This window comes from Nocardioides sp. JCM 18999 (genome assembly GCF_055391175.1).
The window spans coordinates 1,129,031-1,150,864 of record NZ_AP043887.1 but is presented as its reverse complement, the minus strand read 5'-3'; the positions used below and the strand labels follow the sequence as shown (position 1 = coordinate 1,150,864).

General features: G+C 69.2%; 20 protein-coding genes. 4 read left to right on the top strand and 16 right to left on the bottom strand.

Annotation, left to right across the window (positions count from 1 at the left end):
* Positions 1-32: 32 nt before the first annotated feature.
* The 10 genes from ACZ5J1_RS05500 to ACZ5J1_RS05455 are packed head-to-tail and all read right to left on the bottom strand — an operon-like array spanning position 33 to position 9,914.
* On the bottom strand, positions 33-617 hold the full coding sequence (locus ACZ5J1_RS05500; protein WP_464563273.1) for a hypothetical protein: 585 nt from the start codon (positions 615-617) through the stop codon (positions 33-35).
* On the bottom strand, positions 614-1,162 hold the full coding sequence (locus ACZ5J1_RS05495) for a hypothetical protein (protein ID WP_464563271.1): 549 nt from the start codon (positions 1,160-1,162) through the stop codon (positions 614-616). Before ACZ5J1_RS05495 ends, ACZ5J1_RS05500 begins: the two co-directional genes overlap by 4 nt.
* The gene (locus ACZ5J1_RS05490) at positions 1,152-2,450 is read right to left on the bottom strand and encodes an MlaD family protein (protein WP_464563269.1); all 1,299 of its coding nucleotides are present in this window, start codon (positions 2,448-2,450) and stop codon (positions 1,152-1,154) included. Before ACZ5J1_RS05490 ends, ACZ5J1_RS05495 begins: the two co-directional genes overlap by 11 nt.
* Positions 2,447-3,784, bottom strand: coding sequence for an MCE family protein (locus ACZ5J1_RS05485; RefSeq protein ID WP_464563267.1), 1,338 nt, complete (start codon positions 3,782-3,784; stop codon positions 2,447-2,449). The genes ACZ5J1_RS05490 and ACZ5J1_RS05485 overlap by 4 nt, the downstream gene beginning before the upstream one ends.
* Positions 3,781-4,977: an MCE family protein gene (locus ACZ5J1_RS05480; protein ID WP_464563265.1), complete on the bottom strand. Its 1,197-nt coding sequence runs from the start codon at positions 4,975-4,977 to the stop codon at positions 3,781-3,783. Before ACZ5J1_RS05480 ends, ACZ5J1_RS05485 begins: the two co-directional genes overlap by 4 nt.
* Position 4,978: 1 nt before the next feature.
* Complete coding sequence (locus tag ACZ5J1_RS05475; RefSeq protein ID WP_464563263.1) at positions 4,979-5,968, bottom strand: MCE family protein; 990 nt, start codon at positions 5,966-5,968, stop codon at positions 4,979-4,981.
* Positions 5,968-7,110 (bottom strand): MCE family protein, encoded by a 1,143-nt coding sequence (locus ACZ5J1_RS05470; protein WP_464563261.1) that lies wholly within the window; start codon positions 7,108-7,110, stop codon positions 5,968-5,970. Before ACZ5J1_RS05470 ends, ACZ5J1_RS05475 begins: the two co-directional genes overlap by 1 nt.
* Entirely contained in the window at positions 7,110-8,258 is a 1,149-nt protein-coding gene (locus tag ACZ5J1_RS05465) for an MCE family protein (protein ID WP_464564720.1), read from the bottom strand. The genes ACZ5J1_RS05470 and ACZ5J1_RS05465 overlap by 1 nt, the downstream gene beginning before the upstream one ends.
* Positions 8,259-8,274: 16 nt before the next feature.
* Entirely contained in the window at positions 8,275-9,141 is an 867-nt protein-coding gene (locus ACZ5J1_RS05460; RefSeq protein ID WP_464563259.1) for an MlaE family ABC transporter permease, read from the bottom strand.
* Positions 9,141-9,914 (bottom strand): MlaE family ABC transporter permease, encoded by a 774-nt coding sequence (locus ACZ5J1_RS05455; RefSeq protein WP_464563257.1) that lies wholly within the window; start codon positions 9,912-9,914, stop codon positions 9,141-9,143. The genes ACZ5J1_RS05460 and ACZ5J1_RS05455 overlap by 1 nt, the downstream gene beginning before the upstream one ends.
* Before the next feature lie 167 nt (positions 9,915-10,081).
* Here ACZ5J1_RS05455 and ACZ5J1_RS05450 point away from each other — a divergent pair, with 167 nt between their 5' ends.
* Positions 10,082-10,726, top strand: coding sequence for a class I SAM-dependent methyltransferase (locus tag ACZ5J1_RS05450; RefSeq protein ID WP_464563255.1), 645 nt, complete (start codon positions 10,082-10,084; stop codon positions 10,724-10,726).
* A gap of 31 nt (positions 10,727-10,757) precedes the next feature.
* Here the strand turns inward: ACZ5J1_RS05450 and ACZ5J1_RS05445 are convergent, their stop codons facing one another.
* The 6 genes from ACZ5J1_RS05445 to uvrB form a co-directional block, all read right to left on the bottom strand.
* On the bottom strand, positions 10,758-11,864 hold the full coding sequence (locus ACZ5J1_RS05445; RefSeq protein ID WP_464563253.1) for a prenyltransferase: 1,107 nt from the start codon (positions 11,862-11,864) through the stop codon (positions 10,758-10,760).
* Positions 11,865-11,869: 5 nt separating this feature from the next.
* Positions 11,870-12,613, bottom strand: coding sequence for a methyltransferase domain-containing protein (locus tag ACZ5J1_RS05440; protein WP_464563251.1), 744 nt, complete (start codon positions 12,611-12,613; stop codon positions 11,870-11,872).
* Positions 12,600-13,880 (bottom strand): glycosyltransferase family 4 protein, encoded by a 1,281-nt coding sequence (locus ACZ5J1_RS05435; protein ID WP_464563249.1) that lies wholly within the window; start codon positions 13,878-13,880, stop codon positions 12,600-12,602. The genes ACZ5J1_RS05440 and ACZ5J1_RS05435 overlap by 14 nt, the downstream gene beginning before the upstream one ends.
* 98 nt (positions 13,881-13,978) lie before the next feature.
* The gene (locus tag ACZ5J1_RS05430; protein ID WP_464563247.1) at positions 13,979-15,244 is read right to left on the bottom strand and encodes an MFS transporter; all 1,266 of its coding nucleotides are present in this window, start codon (positions 15,242-15,244) and stop codon (positions 13,979-13,981) included.
* Positions 15,245-15,321: 77 nt separating this feature from the next.
* Entirely contained in the window at positions 15,322-15,963 is a 642-nt protein-coding gene (locus tag ACZ5J1_RS05425; protein ID WP_464563245.1) for a hypothetical protein, read from the bottom strand.
* Between the two features lie 28 nt (positions 15,964-15,991).
* On the bottom strand, positions 15,992-18,121 hold the full coding sequence (gene uvrB, locus ACZ5J1_RS05420; RefSeq protein WP_464563243.1) for an excinuclease ABC subunit UvrB: 2,130 nt from the start codon (positions 18,119-18,121) through the stop codon (positions 15,992-15,994).
* Positions 18,122-18,199: 78 nt separating this feature from the next.
* Between uvrB and ACZ5J1_RS05415 the strand changes: the two genes are divergently transcribed.
* Genes ACZ5J1_RS05415 through ACZ5J1_RS05405 form a run of 3 tightly spaced genes read left to right on the top strand, consistent with a single transcriptional unit; the run spans position 18,200 to position 21,828 of the window.
* On the top strand, positions 18,200-19,435 hold the full coding sequence (locus ACZ5J1_RS05415; RefSeq protein WP_464564719.1) for a phospholipase D-like domain-containing protein: 1,236 nt from the start codon (positions 18,200-18,202) through the stop codon (positions 19,433-19,435).
* A gap of 29 nt (positions 19,436-19,464) precedes the next feature.
* Positions 19,465-21,099, top strand: coding sequence for a glycerophosphodiester phosphodiesterase (locus ACZ5J1_RS05410; protein WP_464563241.1), 1,635 nt, complete (start codon positions 19,465-19,467; stop codon positions 21,097-21,099).
* Positions 21,100-21,147: 48 nt separating this feature from the next.
* Positions 21,148-21,828 carry a TetR/AcrR family transcriptional regulator gene (locus tag ACZ5J1_RS05405; protein WP_464563239.1) on the top strand — a complete coding sequence of 227 codons (681 nt, stop codon included), beginning with the start codon at positions 21,148-21,150 and terminating at the stop codon, positions 21,826-21,828.
* Positions 21,829-21,834 lie beyond the last annotated feature (6 nt).

Here is a 21,834-nt window from a genome sequence, read left to right as displayed (position 1 = left end):
GGCCAGTCCACGGCAGGGCGGTAGAACGTGTTCTACTTTACAGCCGTCGGCGTTCCGGGCGCCACCATCTCGTCGATCAACCATGCGTGTCCGTCGCGGACGAGCGTGACGAGCTCCCAGGTCGGGGACAGCACGGTCTGCTTCTGGCTGGTCGAGGTCGCGCTCTGGTTCACGTACAGCAGCGCGACGACCTTCTCCTCGGTCGCCGAGATCAGCGAGACCGCACACTGCTGCGGGGTGCAGGTCTCGGGCTGCTCGGTGCTGGCCGTGAGCGGCGCGATCACCGCCGTCACCTCGACCTTGTTCGCGGCCTGGGTGGGCAGCTCGTCGGCCGACGGCAGGGTGGCGTCGTACTCCTTCTGCATCGACGGCGTCATCACGGCCTTGGCCGCGGCCTGGTCGTCGGCGGCGTGCGCGGCACGCCAGGACATCGCGAGCGTGGTCAGCCGGGCCGCCTCGGCCATCACGGAGGCACGCTCCCCCGACGCGGTGATCTCCCCGTTCGGGGCGATGTCGTCGTGGTGCGCCCGGAGCCCGAGGAGTACGACGGCCGCGAGCGCGACCGCCAGCACGACCGACAGGACGGGGATCAGCACCCGGGGCTTCACCGCGTTCACGCCGCACCTGCCAGGTCGGAGAGGAGCCAGTCCGACCCGACCTTCGTCACCGAGACGATGAACCGGTACTGGTCGCACCGGGCGCCCGCGTGCGGGCAGTCCTCCGACGCCTTCAGGTCGGTGGTGTCCAGGTTGGAGACCACGTTGCTCGCGGTCACCAGCAGGATCGCGGTGTCGTCGGTGATCCGGTTGATGCCGATGTGGGAGACGCTGCCCTTCGAGACGGCCTTGGCCTGCTCGGCGGCGGCCTTGAGGTCGGTCTCCGCGGCGGCGTACTGCTCCTTGAAGGTGCCGGTCGAGAGGCTCTTCACGGTCTCGATCCGGGAGTCCATGTCGTGGTAGTCGACGTCGAGGAAGGCGAGCACGCCCGCCTCGGCGCCGGCCGTGGCGGCGTCGTAGTCGGCCACCCGGGACTCGGCCTCGGTCTGCCAGGGCAGCGCCGTGGCGCCGAGGACGGCGATCGCGCCGGCCCCCAGCACGGCGAGGACGACCAGCACGGCCAGCACCCGGACGGTCACCCGTGCGGCTCGCGACTCACCGGCCACGCTGCACCGGTCCGATCAGGATCGACTGCCACGCCGACGTACCGAGGATGGAGAGGGGGCCGGCGTTGGCGGCTGCGGCACCTGTGGGGTTGATCGTCACGGCGGACCCATCGGCTGTGGTGGCCCTCCGGTTGAGGGAGGCGTACGGCTGAACGTGGAAGAGCGGGTCGCTGTCGTCGACCGCCGGCGCCATGTTCACGCCGCGCTGCACGATCGGGTCGCTGCCCGTGTAGCCCGGCTGCGCCCGCGCGTCGGTGCACTTGGCCTGATAGGCCTCACCCTTGCTCAGGTCGCTCGGGAGCGCCCACTGGTTCGGCGGCATGTAGCCCTTCGTGCACGGCGGCGCGGTGTAGGTGAACTGCAGGTTGATGTGGCCGTAGCCGTCACCCGGGGTCCCGATCAGGCCGTTCTTGACCACGATCGGGAAGGTGACCAGCACCTGCTCGACGGCAGGGAGTCGGGCGGTCAGCACCTGGTTGGTGGTGATCAGGTTGGACATGAAGACGGGGAGCACCGGGTTGAGCCCGTCGACCAGCGACTGGACCTGCTTCACCGTGGCGGGTCCGCCCTGCAGGATCGAGCGCAACTCCGGGTCCGAGCGCTTGAGCGAGCCGGTCAGCTTCTTCAGTCCGGCGGCGAAGCTGCGGATGTCGCCGGCGTGCCGCTGCTGGGTCTTGAGCACCTGCTGACCGGTGGTGAGCAGCGCGATGGTGGCGTCCTGGTGCTCGACCGCCTCGTCGACGAACTCGCTGCCCGAGTCGACCAGGGTGCGCAGGTTCTCGGCGTTCCCGGCGAACATCGTGCCGAGCTCGCTGACCACGGTGGCGAGGTCGTCGGGGTCGACCGAGGTGGTGAAGCTGTCCAACGAGGTGAGCAGCTTGTCCGTCGACGGCGGCAGGCTGGCCTGGCTCGCCGGGATCACCGACCCGTCGGCGAGCCACGGGCCGGAGTCCTCGGCGGGCAGGAAGTTGACGTACTGCTCGCCGACGGCGGACAGGTCGGCGACCTGGACCTTCGCGTCCCTCGGCACCTCGGTGCCGTGCTGGAGGGTCATGATCACGCGGACGCCCTCGGGGGTGAGCTCCATCTCGGAGACCCGGCCCACCTTGACGCCCCGGTAGTCGACCTCGCTGCCGACGTAGAGGCCGCCGGAGGACGGCAGCTCGAGGGCGACGCTCAGGTTGCGCCCGAGGAGCTTGTCGACCACGCCGAGGTAGGTGCCGCCGATGTAGGCGATGCCGACCACGGCGAGGGTGGCGAAGAGGGCCAGTCGGAGCTTGACGTTCACTTCTTCCCCCCTGACTGCGCTCCGCCGAGCCCGCCGAGCCCACCGAGCAGCTGCCCCAGTCCCCCGGTGACGCCGCCGACCGTCTGGCCGACGATCTGGCCGAGCACGTCGGTCAGGGTGGCGGGCGTGCCGTCGGCGTTCTTGCCCTTGATCGTGATCCCGAGGCCCTTGAGCGGGCCGCCGGTGTCCTGCTTGCCGACCAGGGAGCAGACCAGGTCCTCGTGCAGCAGGTCGCACAGCGCGCCGACCAGCGGCTGGATGGCCTCGCAGCCCTGGGCGTAGGTGCGGCAGAGCTGGAGCACCTGCGGCAGACCGGTGTTCTGCCCCGTCAGGAGGCCGCTGACCACCTGGTTGAGGTCGATGTCGAGGTGGAAGAGCGCGTTGGAGTACTCGCCCCGGGCCAGGTCCTCGGCCTGCTTGGGCCAGGGGAAGCTGGCCGCCATCATCAGACCGCGGGGCAACGAGTCGCCGGCCTCGGCGAGCTTGGTCAGGGTCGGCTGGAGGTGGCGCAGTGCCGCCACGAGGTTGTCGCCGCTGGTGTCGATCACCCGGGTCGCGACCTTCGAGAGCTTGTCCAGCGAGGTCAGCATCGTCATCAGGTCGCGGTGCTGGTCGTGCAGCACCTCGAGCGCCGGGCCGAAGGAGTCGAGCGCGTTCGCGATCGTTCCGGTCTCGGCGTTCAAGGTCCTCGCCAGACGGTCGACCTGGGTCATCGCCTCGATGATCGACCCACGGTTGGAGTTGAGCGAGGTGACCAGCGTGCGCAGCTGCCCGAGGACGTCGCGCATCTGGCCCTGCCGGTCCTCCATCATCGCGTTGAGCTCGGTGCTGATCGTCTTGAGCTGACCGACACCGCCGCGGGAGAGCAGGAACGAGAGCGCGCCGAGGACCTCCTCGACCTCCGGGTTCCGGCCGGAGCGGTCCAGCCCGATGTGGGCGCCGTCCGTGAGTCGGCCGGCGGTCTCGACGGTGGAGCCGGTCGGGGCGGTGAGCGAGATGTACTTCTCCCCCAGCAGGCTGGTCTGCTTGATCGAGGCGACGGCGTCGGCCGGGAGCACGATGTCCTTGCGGATCGTCATCTCGATGCTCGCGTTCCAGCCCGTGCGCTCGACCGACTCGACCTGGCCGACGGCGACGTCGTTGGCCATCACGATGGTGCGCGGCACCACGTCGACGACGTCGGCGAACTCGGCGGTGACCCGGTAGCCGTCGGAGGCCTTCACCGGCTTGCCCGGAAGCGGCAGGTCGTAGGCCTGGATGGACCCGCACCCGCTCAGGACGGCGGCGAGCAGGAGCGCGAGAAGCGCGCCGATGGCGCTGCGCGGCCGGCTCACTTCTTCCCCTTCTTGGTCTGCGAACCGGAGACCTGGTCGGCGAGGGAGCCGATCCCGCCACTCTGCAGGCCAGGGATGCCGTGCAGGCCGAAGGCGTCGGTGACCCCGGCGCCGATGTCGTTGGTCACGGCGGCAGGGACCAACGCCTTGATCAGGGCGCACAGCTGGGTCGCGGCCGGGACCTTGTCGACGGAGATGATGTTGCACAGCACGCCGGGCAGGTCGGAGGCCAGCGGCCCGAACTGGAACCGGGCGCCCTCGGTGCCGGAGACGGTGTCGAAGCCGTCGGCCAGGTTGGCCAGCCCGAGCGGGGCCAGCTGGAGGGTCGTCCCGAGGGACTCCTTCTGCTTGGCCAGCACCTCGAGGGTGGTGCTCAGCTTGGTCAGGTTCTCGATCACGCGGCCCTTGTTGTCGGTCACGAAGCCGCGGGTGACCTGGACGGCGTCGGCGATCGCCGCCAGTGCGGTCTCGAGGTCGTCGCTCTCTCCACCCAGCTGCGTCGAGACGGTGGAGAGCTGGTCGAGGAAGGCCGACACCGTGGTGTCGTTCTCCTGGAGGGTCGCGGTCAGGGAGGAGAGTGCCTCGACGGTGGCGAAGAGGTTCTCCGAGTTGCCGCCCAACGTCTCGGCGGCTGCGGAGAGGTCACGGATCATGTCGTGGCCGACCTGGCCGTTGCCCTTGAGCGCGCCGGCGCTGTCGTGCAGCACGCTGCTCAGCGCGCCGTCCTTGTTGGCGCCGTTCGGTCCGAGGGCGTCGGTGAGCTGCTGCAGGCTGGAGTAGATCTCGTCGACCTCGACCGGCGTCACCGAGCGCTCCACCGGGATGTCGCCGTGGTCGGCCAGGGTCGGGCCGCCGCTGTAGGCCGGCACCAGCTGGACGTAGCGGTCCGAGACCAGCGTGGGCGTGACCAGGGCGGCCTTCACGTCGGCCGGCAGCTTGTACGCGTCGTCGTACGTCATGGTGACCTTGACGGTGCTGCCCTCCGGCGTCACCGAGTCGACGGTGCCGACCCGCACCCCCATGATCGTCACCTCGGATCCCGCGTAGATGCTGATCGCGTTGGAGAAGTGCGCGGTCACGGTCCGCTCCCCTCCCCCGAACGGGATCAGCAGGAACGCGACCAGGGCGAGCGGCACGCCGATGGCGGCCATCATCTTCGGGCTGACCTTGGGACTGGGCTTGCGCAGGGCCATCTCAGCGCTCCATCCCGGGACGGTAACCGGGGATGAACTCCCCGGTCGCGATGCCACCCAGGTTGGGCACGTAGGCGTCGAACCAGGGACCGGACCCGATGATGTTGGTCAGGATCGAGGCGTACGGCCCGTAGTACTTCACGGTGTCGCTGAGCTGCTGCTTGCGGGCGTTGAGGAAGTCGATCGCCTTCTCCAGCTCGTCGAGCGCCGGGCCGATGGTCTTCTCGTTGTCCTTGACCAGACCGCGCAGCTGGGTCGCCATCGCGGTGGCGGTGACGAGCAGCTGGTGGATGTCGTCGCGACGCTGGATGAGGGTGGTGAAGATCTGGTTGCCCTGCTTCATCAGGGTGACGAGCTCACCCTTGTGGTTGTTGACCAGGTCGACCACGGAGCGGGCGTTGGTCAGCAGCGTGGACAGGTCGTCGTTCTTGGCCGCGATCGTGCGGGAGAGCCGCGCGATGCCGGCGAAGCTGTCCTGGATCTCGGGCGTGGACTGCTGCAGCGTGTCACCCAGCAGCGTCAGCGAGTCGGCCAGCTGGTCGGTGTTGATCCCCTCGCTGGTCTCGGTGAGCTGGTCGAGGGTGGAGACGATGTCGTAGCTGGCGGCGGTCTGCTTGAGCGGGATCGTCGCACCCGCGGCGAGCGCCGTGGTGCCCTTCGGAGTGAGGTTGAGGAACTTCTCCCCCAGCAGGTTGAGCACCTCGATGGTGACCGTGGTGTCGGTGCCGAGCGTGGTCCCGTCGACGTCGAACGCGACCCGGACCTTGTCCCCGTCGATGCCGATCTCGTCGACCCGGCCGACGCGGATCCCGGCGACCTCGACCCGGGCACCGACGTGCAGACCGGAGGTGTCGGAGAACTCCGCGTGGTACGTCGTCCCCTGCATGCCCGGCAGGTGCTGCAGGTTGAACACGGCGATCAGCAGGACGACCAGCACACCGGCGGTGATCATCCCGACGCGTCGCATCTGGGCGGGGGTGTGGGTGGCCATCAGGGCACGCACCGTTCGGCCGTGCTGTAGATCGCGAGGTTGTTGAGCTGCTCCTGGAGGGCCTTCATCACCGGCGAGTTGTCCAGTGCGGCGCCCAGCTTGGGCAGCACGAGCTTCATGTCGAAGTCGCAGAGGTAGTAGTTGTACCAGCTGCCGTGGGTGCCGATCCGCGCCTGCGCCTTGAGCGTCTCGGGCAGGCGGTTCATCGTCTCGTCCATCACGGCCTGGTTGGCCGGCTTGTTCAGGATCGTCATGACCTTCTTCAGCTGCACGATGTCGGCCTTGGTCCACGGGCGGGCGTTGGTGAGCAGCCCGGCGAGCGAGTCGGTCAGCTCGCCGATCTGGGTGACCGAGTCACCGATCGCGCCGCGGTCGCCGGCCAGGTCGGTCATCCAGTTGCTCAGCTGGGTGATCAGCTCGCCCAGCTCGGTGCGGTGGGCGTCGACGGTGCCGAGCGTGGTCGACAGGTTGGTGATCACGCTGGAGATCAGCTGGTCGCGGTCGGCCAGGGCGCTGGTCAGCGACGCCGTCTGGGAGAGGAGCGACTCGATGGTCCCGCCCTCGCCCTGGAGCACCTTGATCAGGTTGCCGGCCAAGGTGTTGACGTCGTCGGGGTTGAGCGCCTGGAAGAGCGGCTGGAAGCCGTCGAAGAGCTCGCTGAGGTTGATCGCCGGTTGGGTCTGGCCGACCGGGATGGTGCCACCGGCAGCCAGGCTCGGTGCCCCGGCGGTGCCCTGCGTGAGCGCGAGGTAGCGGTCGCCGACGATGTTGAGGTAGCGGATCTGCGCCCCCGACCCGGTGGTCAGCGGCACCCCGGCGTCGGCGACGAAAGTGACCTCGGCCTGGTGGTCCGGGGTGATCACGATCTCCTTGACCTGCCCGACCGAGACGCCGGCGACGCGGACGTCGTCGCCGCTGCGCAGCTGGCTCGCGTTGCTGAAGATCGCGTGGTACTCGTTGCGGTCCGAGCCGCCGAGGCGACCCATGATCGCGGCCAGGGTGCCGGTGACGAGCACCGAGACGACCAGGAAGATCGCCAGCTTGATGCCGGCCGAGATGGTGCGGGCGTTGCGCGGGTCGACCACCTGGTGCGTGCTCGCGGTCGCGCTCGTCGGCGTGGGTGTGGTGGCGGTCGCGGTCATCACGGCACCCCCTGCAGGAAGTGCTGGGCCGGGTTGTCCTCGGTGCCGTCCTTGATCGCGGGGCGGCCGATGATCGGCTTGTTCGGCAGTCCGAGGCACCACGGTCCGTGACCCATCTCGCCGTAGATCGGCCGGTCCTGCGGGGTGTAGGCCGGACGCTGGGCCGCACCCAGGCTCATCGTCTGTCGCACCCGGGAGTCACGGAAGGTCTGGTTGAGGCCGTAGGTGTTGTTGTCCAGGCCGCCGAGCAGGCAGGGGTACTCCGGGGAGTAGGTGTCGAGCAGCTTGAGCAGCGGCACCGCGAGTCGGCTCTCGACCTCGATCCCCTGCTCGTTCTGCTTGAGCAGCGTGGTGGCCGAGCCGGACAGGCCGGTGACGGCGGAGAAGATCCCGGCGAGCTGGGCCTTCTGGTTCGCCACGGTGGTGGCGGTGGTGGTCGCGTTGTTGAGCACGTCGAGCAGGTCCGGCGCGGTGAGGGCGTAGGTGTGCGCCACGTCGGCGAACCGGTTCAGGTCGTCGGTCAGGGTGGGCAGGTGCACGTTCATCGTGCGCAGGTAGCCGTCGAGCTTCTCGATCGTCTGGCCGAGCTTGGCGCCGTTCCCGGACAGGGCGGTGGCGAGGGCGTGCAGGGTGATGTTGAGGTCCTGGGGGCGCACCGCCGTCAGGATCGTGTCGAGCCGGGAGAGGACGTTCTGCAGCTCGACGGTGGTGGTGACCCGCGAGGCGGGGATGACGGTGCCTTCGGCCATCCCGATCGGTCCGGTGCTGGCCCCGTCGGCCGCGGTCGGCACGACGAACTCGACGTACTTCTGGCCGAAGAGGGTGGTCGGCTTGATCGCGACGGTGACGTCGGCCGGGACCTGCTTGGCGCGCTCGGGGTCGAGGCCGAGCTTGATCACGGCCTGGCTGCCGTCCTGGGTGACGTCCCGGATCTGCCCGATCACCATGCCGTGCATCCGGACGTCGCCGAACTTCGGCAGCTGCAGGCCGGCGCGCTCGGCCTTGACCGTCACCCAGGTGACCGGGGTGAACGCCTTCTGGTAGACCGCGATGGACAGGCCGATCAGCAGCACGATCACGGCCAGGAACACGATCCCCGACACCGCCAGCCGGTTGTGCTCGGCACGGGTGTCGCGTTGGACGAACATCAACACGTCGCGACCCTCACGTTCCGCCCGTGATCCGGACCGTGGTGGTCGAGCCCCAGATCGCGAAGCTGAGGAAGAAGTCGGCCACCACGACCGTCACGATCGAGGTCCGGATGGCTCGACCGACCGCGACACCGACACCGGCCGGACCACCGGAGGCGGTGTAGCCGTAGTAGCAGTGCACCAGGATGATCGCGACCGCCAGGATGATCAGCTTGAAGAACGACCAGAGGATGTCCTGCGGCGGCAGGAAGGCCAGGAAGTAGTGGTCGTAGGTGCCGGCGGACTGGCCGTAGAGCAGCGTCGTGATCAGCCGCGGCGAGAGGTACGACGCCGTCAGCGCGACCACGTAGAGCGGGATGACGGCGAGGAAGCCGGCCAGCATCCGGGTCGTGACCAGGTACGGCAGGGACGGGATGCCCATCGACTCCAGGGCGTCGATCTCCTCGGAGATCCGCATCGCGCCGAGCCGCGCGGTGTAGCCGCAGCCGACGGTGGCGGCCAGCGCGATCGAGGCGATCAGCGGGGCGACCTCGCGGGTGTTGAAGAACGCCGAGACGAACGCGGTGAACTTGGCGACACCGATCTGGGAGAGCGAGGCGTAGCCCTGGACGCCGACCTCGGTGCCAGCGAAGAAGGCCATGAACGCGATCACGCCGGCCGTCCCGGCGATCATGGTCAGACCACCCGCCCCGAAGGCGACCTCGGCGAGGATCGCGAAGACCTCACGCCGGTGGTGCCGGATCGTGTGCGGTGCCCAGGCCAGGGCCCGGACGTAGAACAGCAGCTGGTCGCCGTACTCCTCGAGCTTGCCGCGCTGGCTCTTGACCACGCCGCTCGCGGCCGACGTCGAGGCCCGGCCGGCGGCCCGCATCAGGCTCATCAGAGGCCGTCCTGGGGGACGATCTGGAAGTAGAGCGCCGTCATCAGGGAGTTGAGGACGAAGAGCAGCATGAACGCGATGATCACCGCTTCGTTGACGGCGCGGCCGACGCCGGAGGGGCCACCGCCGGCGGAGAGGCCTTTGTAGGAGCCGACCACGGCGGCGAGGAAGCCGAAGATCCCGGCCTTGGCCATGCCGATCCAGAGGTCGTTGATCGAGGCCAGCGCGGTGAACGAGGAGAGGAAGGCGCCTGCCGATCCGCCCTGGACGATGACGGTGAAGAAGTAGGCGCCGAGGATGCCGGCGGCGACCACGATCCCGTTGATCATGATCGCGACGAAGAAGCAGGCCAGCACGCGCGGGGTGACCAGGCGGGCGACGGGGTCGACCCCGAGGACCTCCATGGCGTCGATCTCCTCGCGGATCTTGCGCGAGCCGAGGTCGGAGCAGATCGCGGAGCCGGCGGCGCCGGCGATGATCAGCGCGGCAGCGATCGGCGCTGCCTCGCGGACGACGGCGAGGACCGCGGTCGCGCCGGCGAAGGACTGGGCGCCGAGCTGGCCGGTGAGGCTGCCGACCTGGAGCGAGATGACCGCGCCGAAGGGGATCGAGACCAGGATCGAGGGCATCAGCGTGACGCTGATGATGAACCATGCCTGCTCGATGAACTCCCGGAACTGGAACCGCGTGGTGACGCTCGCCTTCGCGACCTCGGCGGTCATCAGACCGATGCCTCCGAGTCCTTCGAGGAGGGCTCCCCCACGCACCGCCATGGCCACCTCTCGTCGTCGCAGTCCGGCTGATCACCGGAAACCAAAGTAGAACACGTTCTAATTCTGTGGCGCAAGCCACGTGGGGTTTAACGACACGGCGTGTCCGAGGTGACGCACGTCTCACCTGCTCAACGGCAGGCGGAGGCCGCACATTAGGGTGTCGGCTCGTGAGCGCGAATCCGATCTCCGACCAGATGTCTGCGGACCTGCTGGCCCACGCCGTCGCCGCGAAGGGCTTCATGCCCGAGGACGAGGGCGCCATGCTCCACAGGCTCGCGCGCGAGCGTCTCCCGCACGGCCCCGTCCTCGAGGTCGGGACGTACGGCGGCAAGTCGGCGATCTACCTCGGCGCCGCGGCCCGCGCCGTCGGGGGCACCGTGTTCACGGTCGACCACCATCGCGGCTCGGAGGAGAACCAGTCCGGCTGGGAGCACCACGACACCGAGCTGATCGACGGATCAGGCCGGATGGACACGCTGCCGTTCTTCCGCCGCGCGATCGCCGGTGCCGGTCTCGAGGCCGAGGTGATCGCGATCGTCGGCGCCTCCACCACGGTCGCCCGGTTCTGGTCGACTCCCCTGTCGCTGCTCTTCATCGACGGCGGCCACGGCGAGGAGCCTGCCCGCGCCGACTACGAGGGCTGGGCCCACCACGTGATGCCCGGCGGCCTGCTGGTGATCCACGACGTCTTCACCGACCCCGCCCTCGGCGGCCAGGCCCCCTACGAGCAGATCTACCGCCCCGCGATCGCCTCCGGCGACTTCGAGGAGGTCGAGGTCACGGGTTCGATGCGCGCCCTCCGCCGCTTCTGACCCGAAGGGGGAAGGAAGGGAAGGGGAAGGGTCAGTCCTTGACCAGCTCGGTGTCGACGGTGGGGCAGCCGCACTCGAGGGCGAGCTCGGGGAAGTCGGCGGCGAGGGTGTGGCCGCGGTAGATGCCGGAGCCGGGGGTGCAGGAGCCGTAGCGCTCCCCCAGGGCGTCGGCGGCCAGGATCACGGCCGCCGCCGTGTACGTCGGCCGCTCGACCGGCCAGAAGACGTCGCGCGGCTCACCGGGAGCGCCGGTGCCGTCGTCGTACACCCAGCCGGTCCAGTACGAGCCGTCCGTGTGGCGCAGGCGCTGCACGCCCTCGAACAGGGAGAGCGCTCGGTCGTGGTCACCCAGGCCGTCGAGCGCCATCACCAGCTCGCAGGTCTCGGCACCGGTGACCCAGGGGTTGGTGTCGACGCAGCGCACCCCGAGGCCCGGGACCACGAAGTCTCCCCAGCGGGACGCGAGCAGGTCGAACGCGTCGGACCCGCGGACCGCACCACCGAGGACCGGGTAGTACCAGTCCATCGAGAAGGTCGCCTTGTCCTCGAACAGATCGCGGTGCTCCCGGACGGCGTGGGCCAACCGGCCGCCGGCCAGCTCCCACTCGGGCTGCGGCTCGCCGAGCAGGTCGGCGAGGGCGACGCCCGCGCGCAGCGAGTGGTGGATCGACGCGTTGCCGGTGAGCAGGCAGATGTCGTCGACCGGGGTCCACTGGATCCCACCGAACGGCTTCTGCAGCCCGACGACGAAGTCGAGCGCGGCGCGCACGTTCGGCCAGAGCAGGCGCACGAAGTCGAGGTCCTGACGGACCAGCCAGTGGTGCCAGAGGCCGACCGCGAGGTAGGCGCTCATGTTCACCTCGCCGCGGTCGTCGACCACGACGCCGTCGACGATCTGCTTCGGCCACGATCCGTCGGCGCGCTGGAACTGTGGCATGAAGAGGTAGGCGCGCTCAGCGGCCTCGACCTCTCCCCCGACGAGACAGGCCATCGCCGCCTCGACGTGGTTCCACATGTCGGCGTGCTCGTCCCCGATGGAGAGGAAGCCGTGCCGATCCTGGACGGCAGCGATCGACGCGGCGGTCGCCCGCACGTCGTCCTGCGTCAGGATCCCGTCGACCGACGGAAGGGTGAGCACCAGTCCTACTCCGGCTTCGTGAAGTAGAGGACCATCGACTTGCCGATCAGGGGGTCGAGCACCTTGCCGGCGGCCTGGAGCACCTTGGGCTGCTTCATGATCTCCCAGACCAGCAGCTTGTGGTATGCCTTCGCGGCCGGGTGCTCGTCGTTGTTGACGCCCACCGCGCACTTGATCCACCAGTACGGCGCATGCAGCCCGTGGGTGTACTCCTTGCCGGTGAAGATCATCGCGTCACCGTTGGTGCCGTCGTTGAACCGTCCGCCCTTGGTGACCTTGTCGATCAGCTCGTGGTCGGTGTAGATCCGGATGTGGCCGCCGGTGGCGTTGTGGTACTCGTCGGAGAGCCGCCAGTTGATCACCTCGGGCAGCCAGCGCGGCACGGAGACCGCCATCGTCCCGCCCGGGCGCAGCACCCGGATCAGCTCCTTGATCGCGTCGACGTCGGCGTGGATGTGCTCGAGCACCTCCGAGCAGACGATCCGGTCGAACTCGCCGTCGGCGAACGGGAGGAAGAGCGCGTTGCCCTCCTTGACGTCGGCCTCAGCGCCCTCGGGGACCTCGCCGGCCTCCTTCATCGCGACGAACAGGTCGCGCACGTTCGCCAGCTCGTCGGCGTCCATGTCGAAGGCGATCACGTCGCCACCGCGGCGGTAGGCCTCGAACGCGTGCCGGCCGGCGCCGGCACCCATGTCGAGGATGCGCTCGCCCGGCTGCAGGCCGAGGCGGTCGAAGTCAACGGTCAGCACGGGCGTCCTCCTGAGACGTGATGGCATCGGCGAGTACGACGGCGGTGTTCTCCGCCACGGCACTCCAACTGAACAGCTCCTGGACCCGGACGCGACCGGCGGCACCCATCCGGGCACGCCGTTCGGGGTCGTCGAGCAGTGCGGCGATCGCTCCGGCGAGCTCGCCGACGTCGCCGGGCTCGACCACGTCGGCGCACAGCCCGTCGGGGCCGACGACCTCGGGGATCGCTCCAGCGCGGGAGACGACGAGCGGGGTCTCGCAGGCCATCAGCTCCGCGGTCGGGAGCGAGAAGCCCTCGTACAGCGACGGCACGACGGCGAGCTCGGCCGAGCCCATCAGCGCGACGAGCTCGTCGTCGGTCAGCCCGCTGGCGAAGGTGACGTGGTCACCGATCCCGAACTTCTCGATCAGCGTCTCGGTGACACCGCCCTCCTTGGGCTTGGTCACGAGCACCAGCTCGAGGTCGCGCTCGGTCAGCAGCTTGGCCATCGCCTCGAGCAGGATGTGGATGCCCTTCAGCGGGGCGTCGGCGCTCGCCATCGCGAGCAGCCGGCCCTTGACCCGCGGCTCGGTGGGCGGCACGAACCGGTCGTCCACGCCGAGCAGCACGGTGGTGATCGCGTCGGGGTTCACGTCGAACTCCCGGATGATGTCGCGCCGCGAGGACTCCGACGGCACCAGCACGCTCTTGAGGTGCGGAGCGACCTGCTTCTGCCACTTCAGGAACGTGTACCAGCGCATCACGCCGAACTTCGGGAAGTTGAACGGCCAGTACCACTTGTCGGACCGCTTGACCCACGGCGCGGTCTCGAGCTCGATCCGACGGTCCATCGTGATCGGGTGGTGGATGATCGCGACCAGCGGCAGCCCGAGCTTCTCGATCTCGAGCAGCTCCGGCGTGAGCGTCTGGTTGTCGAGGACGACGTCGAAGTCGTCCTTGCGCTGGGCGAGCACCTTCAGCACCCGCTTGGAGAAGGTGAGCGGCTCCGGGAAGGCACCGGAGCGCATCCGGAGCCATTCCTCGACGTCGATCAGGTCGCGGTACTCCGAGAGCTTCGGGTTCCGGAACTCATCGCCGGGCGCGTACAGGTCCAGGCTGGGGACCTTGGTCAGCGCGACACCTTCGTCGAGCTCCGGGTACGGCTGACCCGAGAAGACCTCGACGGTGTGGCCGGCCGCAACCAGCTCCCGGCTGAGACGCCGGATGTAGATGCCTTGGCCTCCGACATGAGGCTTGCTGCGATAGGACAGCAGCGCGATCCGCATCGTTCCCCCTTGAGCACCCGGGCGTGCCCCGGGAGAGTGACTGGAGGGACAATCTAGCACCTGTTCTAGTTTTGCCCGACCCGAACAGGACGATCCTGTCACCCCGTGACCGAAGCACCCAGACCGGCCCGGGGCATCGCCACACGGGCCCGCTTCCGGAAGCGCAGGATCTGCACGACCCCGACCGCCCAGAGCACGTACTGGAACGACATCGCCCAGCGGAAGGACTCGGCGGAGTACGCCGCCCCCGAGCCGCCCGAGCGCCAGTCAAGGATCCACCCGATGGCCAGGACGAGGATCAGCGAGGCGAGGAAGCCGCCCTGGTTGGTGATCCCGCTGGCGCTGGCGTAGCGCTCGGGCGGGTTGGAGGTGCGAGCGACGTCGAAGCCGATCATCGACCCCGGGCCGCCGAGACCGACCGCGAGTGCGAGGGTGACGAGCAGCCACAACGGCGCCTCGCCCGGCCAGGCCAGCACGGCGGTCCAGGTCAGGATCGCGCCGCCGATCAGGATCAGCCCCAGGGTGGAGCGGTGCCAGGGTTCGTAGCCGACCATCCACCCGATCGCCGGACCACCGATGATGGCCGCCACCGTGATCGTGGAGATCAGCAGGCCCGCAGCGTGGTCGCTCTGCCCCTCGGCGCGGACGAAGAACGGCAACCCCCACAGCATCGCCATCGCGTTGGCGCTGAACGGCGTGGTGAAGTGCAGCCAGAACGCCAACCGGGTGCCCGGGTGGCGCCAGGAGACGGCGAGCTCGGAGAGGAGCTCCCGCGGCGGCCGCGCGACACCTCGCACCGACCGCGCTCCGGGGGCGTCGCCGAGCACGGCGATGCCGATCAGCAGCATCACGACGGCCGCGAGCGTGGAGACCAGGTAGGCCTTGGTCCAGCCGAGATGGCCCAGCGCCCACGTCATCGGCACGGCCGCCAGCACCGCGCCGAGCTGACCGATCGACCCGTTCAGGGTGGTCATCAGTCCGATCCGCCGGGGCGGGAACCAGGAGGCGGTCAGGCGGAGCAGGCAGATGAAGGTGAGGGAGTCACCGATCCCGACCACGACACGGGCCGCCAGCGCGGTCGGATAGTTGTCCGCCAACGCGAAGCCCGCCTGGCCCAGGCCCACGACCACGGCTCCGGTGAGCATGACGCTGCGCGGCCCCCACCGGTCGACGAGCAGCCCGACCGGGATCTGCATCGCGGCGTAGACCAGCAGCTGCAGCACCGTGAAGGTCGCGAGCTGGCCCGCGGTGATCCCGAACCGGTCGGTGGCGACGAGTCCCGCCACCGCGAGGGAGCTGCGGCTGAAGACCGCCAGGAAGTAGAGGGCGAGCGCCACGACCCAGACCGTGTACGCGCGCCGCATGGGGCCACGCTAGTCCCGCGGAGTCGGGCGCTCCCGGCCACCCTCGCAGGGATGTCACCTGGGTCACATCGGTCAGCTCAGGAACCGCCGGCGACCGGGTGCGACCGGTCGTCGCACTCGCCCTCCTCGCTGACGAGCCCGATGTCGAGCGGCGCGCTCACGGTGTGCTCGGCACCGCCGGCGTCGAGATAGGTGAGGGTGACCCCGGAGATCGTCGCCGATTGTTGGAGTGACACGTCCGGCAGCCAGCGCACCATGACCTCGTAGAGGGGAACCACTCCGGCCGGTGACGGCGCGAACGTCTGTCCCACCAGCGCGGTCCCTGAGCCGGCGACGAACGGCTTCTCGGTCGGCTCGACGTCCTTGATGCGATTGCCGACGTACCCGACCGTCGGCGCCTCCGGGCTTGGCACGTAGCGCACCGCACCGGTGGCCGTCAGCCGTAGCGTCGGCGATCCTTCGATGGTCGCCCCCGTCACCGTGATCGGGCCCGACACGAGCTTGAGGCCCGGGCCTCGGAAGGCAACGGTGTCGCCGTCGGCGATCGGGTAGTAGCACGCCGACAGGTGGTAGCGATCGACCTCGGCGGCCGTCAGCGGGCTCTCCGACGAGGCCGAGGACGGTCCGGGCCGGGGATCCGACTGGGACTCGGAGCTGCAGGAGCCCAGCGCCCCTGATGCCACCAACGCCCCCATGGCGATGAACACGCGCACTGTCATGGATGGGATCGTGGCAGATCTCGGACCGCTACTTCGTGGCTTCCATCATCTGCCGCAGCTCCTTCTTGAGCTCGCTGATCTCGTCACGCAGCCTCGCGGCGACCTCGAACTGCAGCTCGGCGGCGGCAGCCCGCATCTGGTCGGTGAGCTGCTGGATGAGCTCGGCCAGGTCCTGGCTCGGCATCCCGGCGACCATGGTGGCGTGCTTGGCGGCATCGCCGAGGACCGGGGTCGGCGCGACCTTGCGACCGCCGGCGCGCCCCTTCGCCTCGGTGCCGGCCCAGGTGTCGAGCAGCTCCTGGGTCGACTCCTCCTCGCGGGCGAGCATCTCGGTGATGTCGGCGATCTTCTTGCGCAGCGGCTGCGGGTCGATCCCGTGCTCGGTGTTGTAGGCGACCTGCTTGGCGCGACGCCGGTTGGTCTCCTCGATCGCCGACTCCATCGACGGCGTGATCCGGTCGGCGTACATGTGGACCTGGCCCGAGACGTTACGAGCGGCACGACCGATGGTCTGGATCAGCGACTTGTCCGAGCGCAGGAAGCCCTCCTTGTCGGCGTCGAGGATCGCGACCAACGACACCTCCGGCAGGTCGAGGCCCTCACGCAGCAGGTTGATCCCGACGAGGACGTCGTACTCCCCCAGCCGCAGGTCGCGGAGCAGCTCGATCCGCTTGAGCGTGTCGATCTCGGAGTGCAGGTACCGGGTCCGGATGCCGGCGTCGAGCAGGTAGTCGGTCAGGTCCTCCGACATCTTCTTGGTCAGCGTGGTGACCAGCACCCGCTCGCTCTTCTCGGTCCGGAGCCGGATCTCGTGGATCAGGTCGTCGATCTGCCCCTTGGTCGGCTTGACGATCACTTCGGGGTCGATCAGGCCGGTCGGGCGGATGATCTGCTCGACGACGTACGGCGGCTTGTCACCGCCCGCCTTGTCGAGCTCGTACTTCCCCGGGGTGGCGGAGAGGTAGATCGTCTGGCCGATCCGCTCGAGGAACTCGGCGAAGGTGAGCGGCCGGTTGTCCATCGCGCTGGGCAGCCGGAAACCGTGGTCGACCAGGTTGCGCTTGCGGGACATGTCGCCCTCGTACATCCCGCCGATCTGCGGGATCGCGACGTGCGACTCGTCGACGACGAGGACGAAGTCCTCCGGGAAGTAGTCGAGCAGGCAGTTCGGCGCGGTGCCCCGACCCCGACCGTCGATGTGCATCGAGTAGTTCTCGATCCCGGCGCACGACCCGACCTGACGCATCATCTCGACGTCGTACGTCGTGCGCATCCGCAGCCGCTGCGCCTCGAGCAGCTTGCCCGAGCCCTCGAACTCCGCCAGCCGCGCGGTGAGCTCGGACTCGATCCCCGCGATCGCCCGCTCCATCCGCTCCGGACCCGCGACGTAGTGGGTGGCGGGGAAGATGTAGAGCTCGTTGTCCTCCGTCAGCACCTCACCGGTGACGGGGTGCAACGTCATCAGCCGCTCGATCTCGTCGCCGAAGAACTCGATCCGGACCGCGTGCTCCTCGTAGACCGGGAACACCTCGAGGGTGTCGCCGCGCACCCGGAACGTGCCGCGGGTGAAGGCCAGGTCGTTGCGGGTGTACTGGATGTCGACCAGGCGGCGCAGGATCGAGTCGCGGTCGTGCTCCTCCCCCACCCGCAGCCGGATCATCCGGTCGACGTACTCCTGCGGGGTGCCCAGACCGTAGATGCAGGACACGGTCGAGACCACGATCACGTCACGCCGGGTGAGGAGCGAGTTGGTCGCCGAGTGCCGCAGCCGCTCGACCTCCTCGTTGATCGAGGAGTCCTTCTCGATGAAGGTGTCGGTCTGCGGGACGTACGCCTCGGGTTGGTAGTAGTCGTAGTAGGAGACGAAGTACTCCACCGCGTTGTGCGGGAACAGCTGGCGCAGCTCGTTGGCGAACTGCGCGGCCAGGGTCTTGTTGGGCTGCAGCACCAGCAGCGGACGCTGCAGCTGCTCGGCGACCCAGGCGACCGTGGCCGTCTTGCCGGTGCCGGTCGCGCCGAGCAGGACGACGTCGGACTCGCCGCCCTGGATGCGCTTGGTGATCTCCGCGATGGCGGCCGGCTGATCACCACCCGGGGAGTAGTCGGAGACCACGTCGAAGGGGGCAACCCGGCGCTCGAGATCGGTCACTGGACGCATGCGTCCAGCCTACGTGCGACCACCGACACAACAGTGGGCACCAGAACCCGGGCACCCGCCGTCTAGGGTGGAGACGTGATCGGCGGACGGCTCTGGACCTGGGTACGGCGGACCCTGCTCGTCGCCTTCGGGTTGCCCGTCGCGGTCGGCGTGGGGCTCAGCCTGGTCGACGCCTACCGCAGTCGCGGTCGCCGCGCACGCCCGTTCCCGACCCTGCCCCCGACCCACACGCGGCTCGGCGACGGTGAGCTGACGACGTACTCCTTCGGGTCCGACCTCTACGAGGACATGCTCGCCGCGATCGCCAAGGCCGAGCGTCAGATCCTGCTCGAGACCTACATCTGGAAGGGAGACGTCCTCGGGGAGCGGTTCAAGCGCGCCCTGATCGCCGCCGCCGATCGCGGGGTCGAGGTCCACGTGATCTACGACAGCCTGGCCAACCTGGTGGTGCCGCGGCGGTTCAAGCACTTCCCGGCCACGATCAAGGTGCTCCGGTTCCCGGTCTACACCGCCGGCTGGCGGTTCTGGGACCTGTCCCGCTACGGCCGCGACCACCGCAAGATCCTGGTCGTCGACGACACCGTCGGCTTCGTCGGCGGCTACAACATCGGCGGGCTCTACGCGACCGAGTGGCGCGACACCCACGTCCGGGTCACCGGCCCCGGCGTCGCCGACCTGGAGCGGGCCTTCGCCGACTTCTGGAACCTCAACCGCAAGCACCGCGGCAGCACCCGGCCGCTGCTGGTCCAGGCCAGCACCGAGTGGGAACCGCGGCTGCGCTTCCACCGCAACGTGCCCCGGTTGTGGATGTTCCCGATCCGGTCGATGTACCTCGAGGCGATCAACCGAGCCTCGAACAACATCTACCTCACCACGGCCTACTTCCTCCCGGACCAGGACTTCGTCGACGCGCTCAAGGACGCCGCCCAGCGCGGGGTCGACGTCCGACTCCTGATCCCGCTCAAGTCCAACCACGTCGTCACCGACTGGATCGCGCGCGGCTACTTCACCCAGCTGCTCGACGCCGGGGTGCGGATCTTCCGGTTCAACGGCGCGATGGTGCACGCCAAGACGTGCACGGTCGACGGCAGCTGGAGCACGGTCGGCACAGCCAACATCGACCGGGTCAGCCTGACCGGGAACTACGAGATCAACGTCGAGGTGATCGACGACGCCTTCGCCGCGGTGCTCGAGGAGATCTTCGCGACCGACCAGACCAACGCCCTGGAGCTGACCAGCTCGGAGTGGCTGGCCCGCGACCTGCACCGCAAGTTCACCGAGTTCGTGCTCTCCCCGTTGCGTCCGTTTCTCTGAGCGGTGGGGCGCGTCCGTAAGGTAAAGGAATGCTCGGACGCCTGGCCCTCCTCCTGACCGTGGTGGTCGCGACGTTCGCCCTCCCGGCCCCCGCCGAGGCGAAGGTCGTTCACCGGAAGGCGCCGACCAGCTCCCAGACCCGGCCCCTGGCGGGCGAGCCGTTCACCCTCGCCGGCAGCCTCGGGAAGTCCGTCGCCCGGACCGCGGCGCTCCAGCGCCGGTCCGGGTCGAGGTGGGTCACGACCAAGCGGGCCGCGATCGGTCGGACCGGGCACTACCGGTTCACGGTCACCCAGCAGTCCCGGTCGGTGTCGTGGCGCGTGGTGGTGGCGAAGGTCCGCAAGCACGGCCGGACCTTCGCGCGCCGCGAGAGTGCGAGGCGCTCGATCACCCTGGCCCAGCAGTCGGGCTCGGTCGCCGGCGGTTCGGGGCCGCTGAAGATCGGCCAGCGGGTCACCCTCACCGCCGCCTTCTCACCCGTACGTCGGGGCCGCCCCGTCGAGCTCCAGGTCAACGATGGCGCGGGCTGGCGCACCGCTGCGACCGCGACGCAGGGTCCCGCCGGGCGGGCCAGCTTCGCGTGGTCGAGGTCGACCAACGGCGTGTTCCAGGTGCGGGTGGCCGCCGCGGCTCGGGGAGGGGCGGCCCGCTACACCTCACCGGCGCGCAAGCTCACCGTGCTGCCCACCGAGCGGATGAAGGTCGCCGCCCACCGCGGCTTCTCCGCGTACTTCCCCGAGAACACGCTGCTCGCCTACAGCGAGGCGCTCAACGACGATGCTGACTTCGTCGAGACCGACTGGCAGCGCACCGCACCCGACGACCCGGCGGAGTTCGACCCGGTCACCGGGACGCCGTCGTGCATCCCCGACGCGGGCGTCACGGACTGGCGTTCGACCCAGTCCACCGACACCGAGAAGAACACCCACTTCATCGCGCTGCACGACGAAGGGTTCAGCCGCACCACCGACGTGCTGAAGAAGTTCCCGCCGGTCAACCGGGCGACAGGACAGACCGACCCGCGCTACAAGCTGAAGAACGGCCAGCTGATCCCGGTGGTGGAGCGCTTCACCCTGTGCGAGATCAAGCAGCTCGACGCAAGCTCGTGGAAGCGCCCGGGTTCCGCCGTCGAGCGGGTCCCGACCCTCGAGGAGGCGCTGACCCTGATCTCCGCGTCCTCCCACACCACGTCGAAGATCATGGTGGAGCCCAAGCTGGGCACGGCCGAGGAGGCCGAGCAGCTCTACGACACCATCGCCGCGTTCGACCAGGCCCACCTCGGCGACTGGGGCTACCAGCGGTTCATCACGATCGGTGACAACGACCGGGCCGTCTTCAACACGTTCAACAAGGACGTCGCCGACGCTCTGCACGCGATCGGCACCCTCCCCTACGGCGACGCCGAGATCGACATCATCGCCGACTCGGTCGACCCGATCAACGAGACCGATCCGGCGCGCGTCCCGTACGCGAACGCGCTCTTCCTCAAGGACAGCCTCGTCACCCAGGCCAGGATCAACGCGATCCACCGGGCCGGTCAGGAGGTCGTGGTCTGGACCCCGAACCAGGAGACCCGCTGGTGGGAGCTGGCCGCGATGGGGGTCGACGTGGTCGTCACCGACCGCTCCCGGGCGGCGCGCGCCGTACTTCCCGGAACCGACTGATCCAGCAACTGTTGCAACCCTGGGTTTCACGACTCGTACACTTCCGCTGTGAGCACCCGAGCCCCGGAGTCAGATGGCCGTCGATCGGCCGCTGCAGCCCGCCGCCGCGCCCGGGAGGTCGAGATCCTCGGCGCGACCCGGCGGCTCTTCGACGAGCGCGGCGTCCGCGACGCCCAGATCGAGGACATCGCCAACGCGGTCGGGATCAACCGAGCGATCGTCTACCGACACTTCACCGGCAAGGAGGAGCTCTTCGCTCTCACCCTCGTCGGCTACCTCGACGAGCTGCGCGCCGAGCTCGTCGCCGGGGCCGCCACGACCGGCACGGTCCGGGACCGACTCTCGGCCGCTGTGGTCCGGTTCGTCGACTACGGCCTCGCCCACCCCGCCTTCGCCGACTGTGCCCAGTCGTTGATGCGCCGCACCGGCCCCGAGCTGCTCGACGAGATCAGCGAGAGCGCGCTCCTGCGGCTCGGCCGCGGGATCAGCGGCTGCCTGTCGGTCCTCGTCTCCCTCTTCGAGGAGGGGAACGCCTCGGGCGAGTTCAGCGTCTCCGACCCGGTGCTGCTCGCCAACATGCTCTACGGCAGCGGCCTGGGCGCCCTTCAGCAGGCACGGGTCGGGCTGCTCGTGGCCGAGTCCGCCCCCGGCGTCCCCGAGATGAGCGCGGTCAGCACCGACCAGGTCCGCGACTACCTCGTCGCGACCGCCCTCGCCGTCACCCGCTGACCCTCG

What these genes read in the sequence shown, in the direction of transcription:
- ACZ5J1_RS05460 (WP_464563259.1), bottom strand. Translation starts at nt 9,141, where the DNA reads ATGAGCCTGATGCGGGCCGCCGGCCGGGCCTCGACGTCGGCCGCGAGC.
- ACZ5J1_RS05465 (WP_464564720.1), bottom strand. Translation starts at nt 8,258, where the DNA reads ATGTTCGTCCAACGCGACACCCGTGCCGAGCACAACCGGCTGGCGGTG.
- uvrB (WP_464563243.1), bottom strand. Translation starts at nt 18,121, where the DNA reads ATGCGTCCAGTGACCGATCTCGAGCGCCGGGTTGCCCCCTTCGACGTG.
- ACZ5J1_RS05475 (WP_464563263.1), bottom strand. Translation starts at nt 5,968, where the DNA reads ATGGCCACCCACACCCCCGCCCAGATGCGACGCGTCGGGATGATCACC.
- ACZ5J1_RS05455 (WP_464563257.1), bottom strand. Translation starts at nt 9,914, where the DNA reads ATGGCGGTGCGTGGGGGAGCCCTCCTCGAAGGACTCGGAGGCATCGGT.
- ACZ5J1_RS05410 (WP_464563241.1), top strand. Translation starts at nt 19,465, where the DNA reads ATGCTCGGACGCCTGGCCCTCCTCCTGACCGTGGTGGTCGCGACGTTC.
- ACZ5J1_RS05480 (WP_464563265.1), bottom strand. Translation starts at nt 4,977, where the DNA reads ATGGCCCTGCGCAAGCCCAGTCCCAAGGTCAGCCCGAAGATGATGGCC.
- ACZ5J1_RS05470 (WP_464563261.1), bottom strand. Translation starts at nt 7,110, where the DNA reads ATGACCGCGACCGCCACCACACCCACGCCGACGAGCGCGACCGCGAGC.
- ACZ5J1_RS05425 (WP_464563245.1), bottom strand. Translation starts at nt 15,963, where the DNA reads ATGACAGTGCGCGTGTTCATCGCCATGGGGGCGTTGGTGGCATCAGGG.
- ACZ5J1_RS05430 (WP_464563247.1), bottom strand. Translation starts at nt 15,244, where the DNA reads ATGCGGCGCGCGTACACGGTCTGGGTCGTGGCGCTCGCCCTCTACTTC.
- ACZ5J1_RS05435 (WP_464563249.1), bottom strand. Translation starts at nt 13,880, where the DNA reads ATGCGGATCGCGCTGCTGTCCTATCGCAGCAAGCCTCATGTCGGAGGC.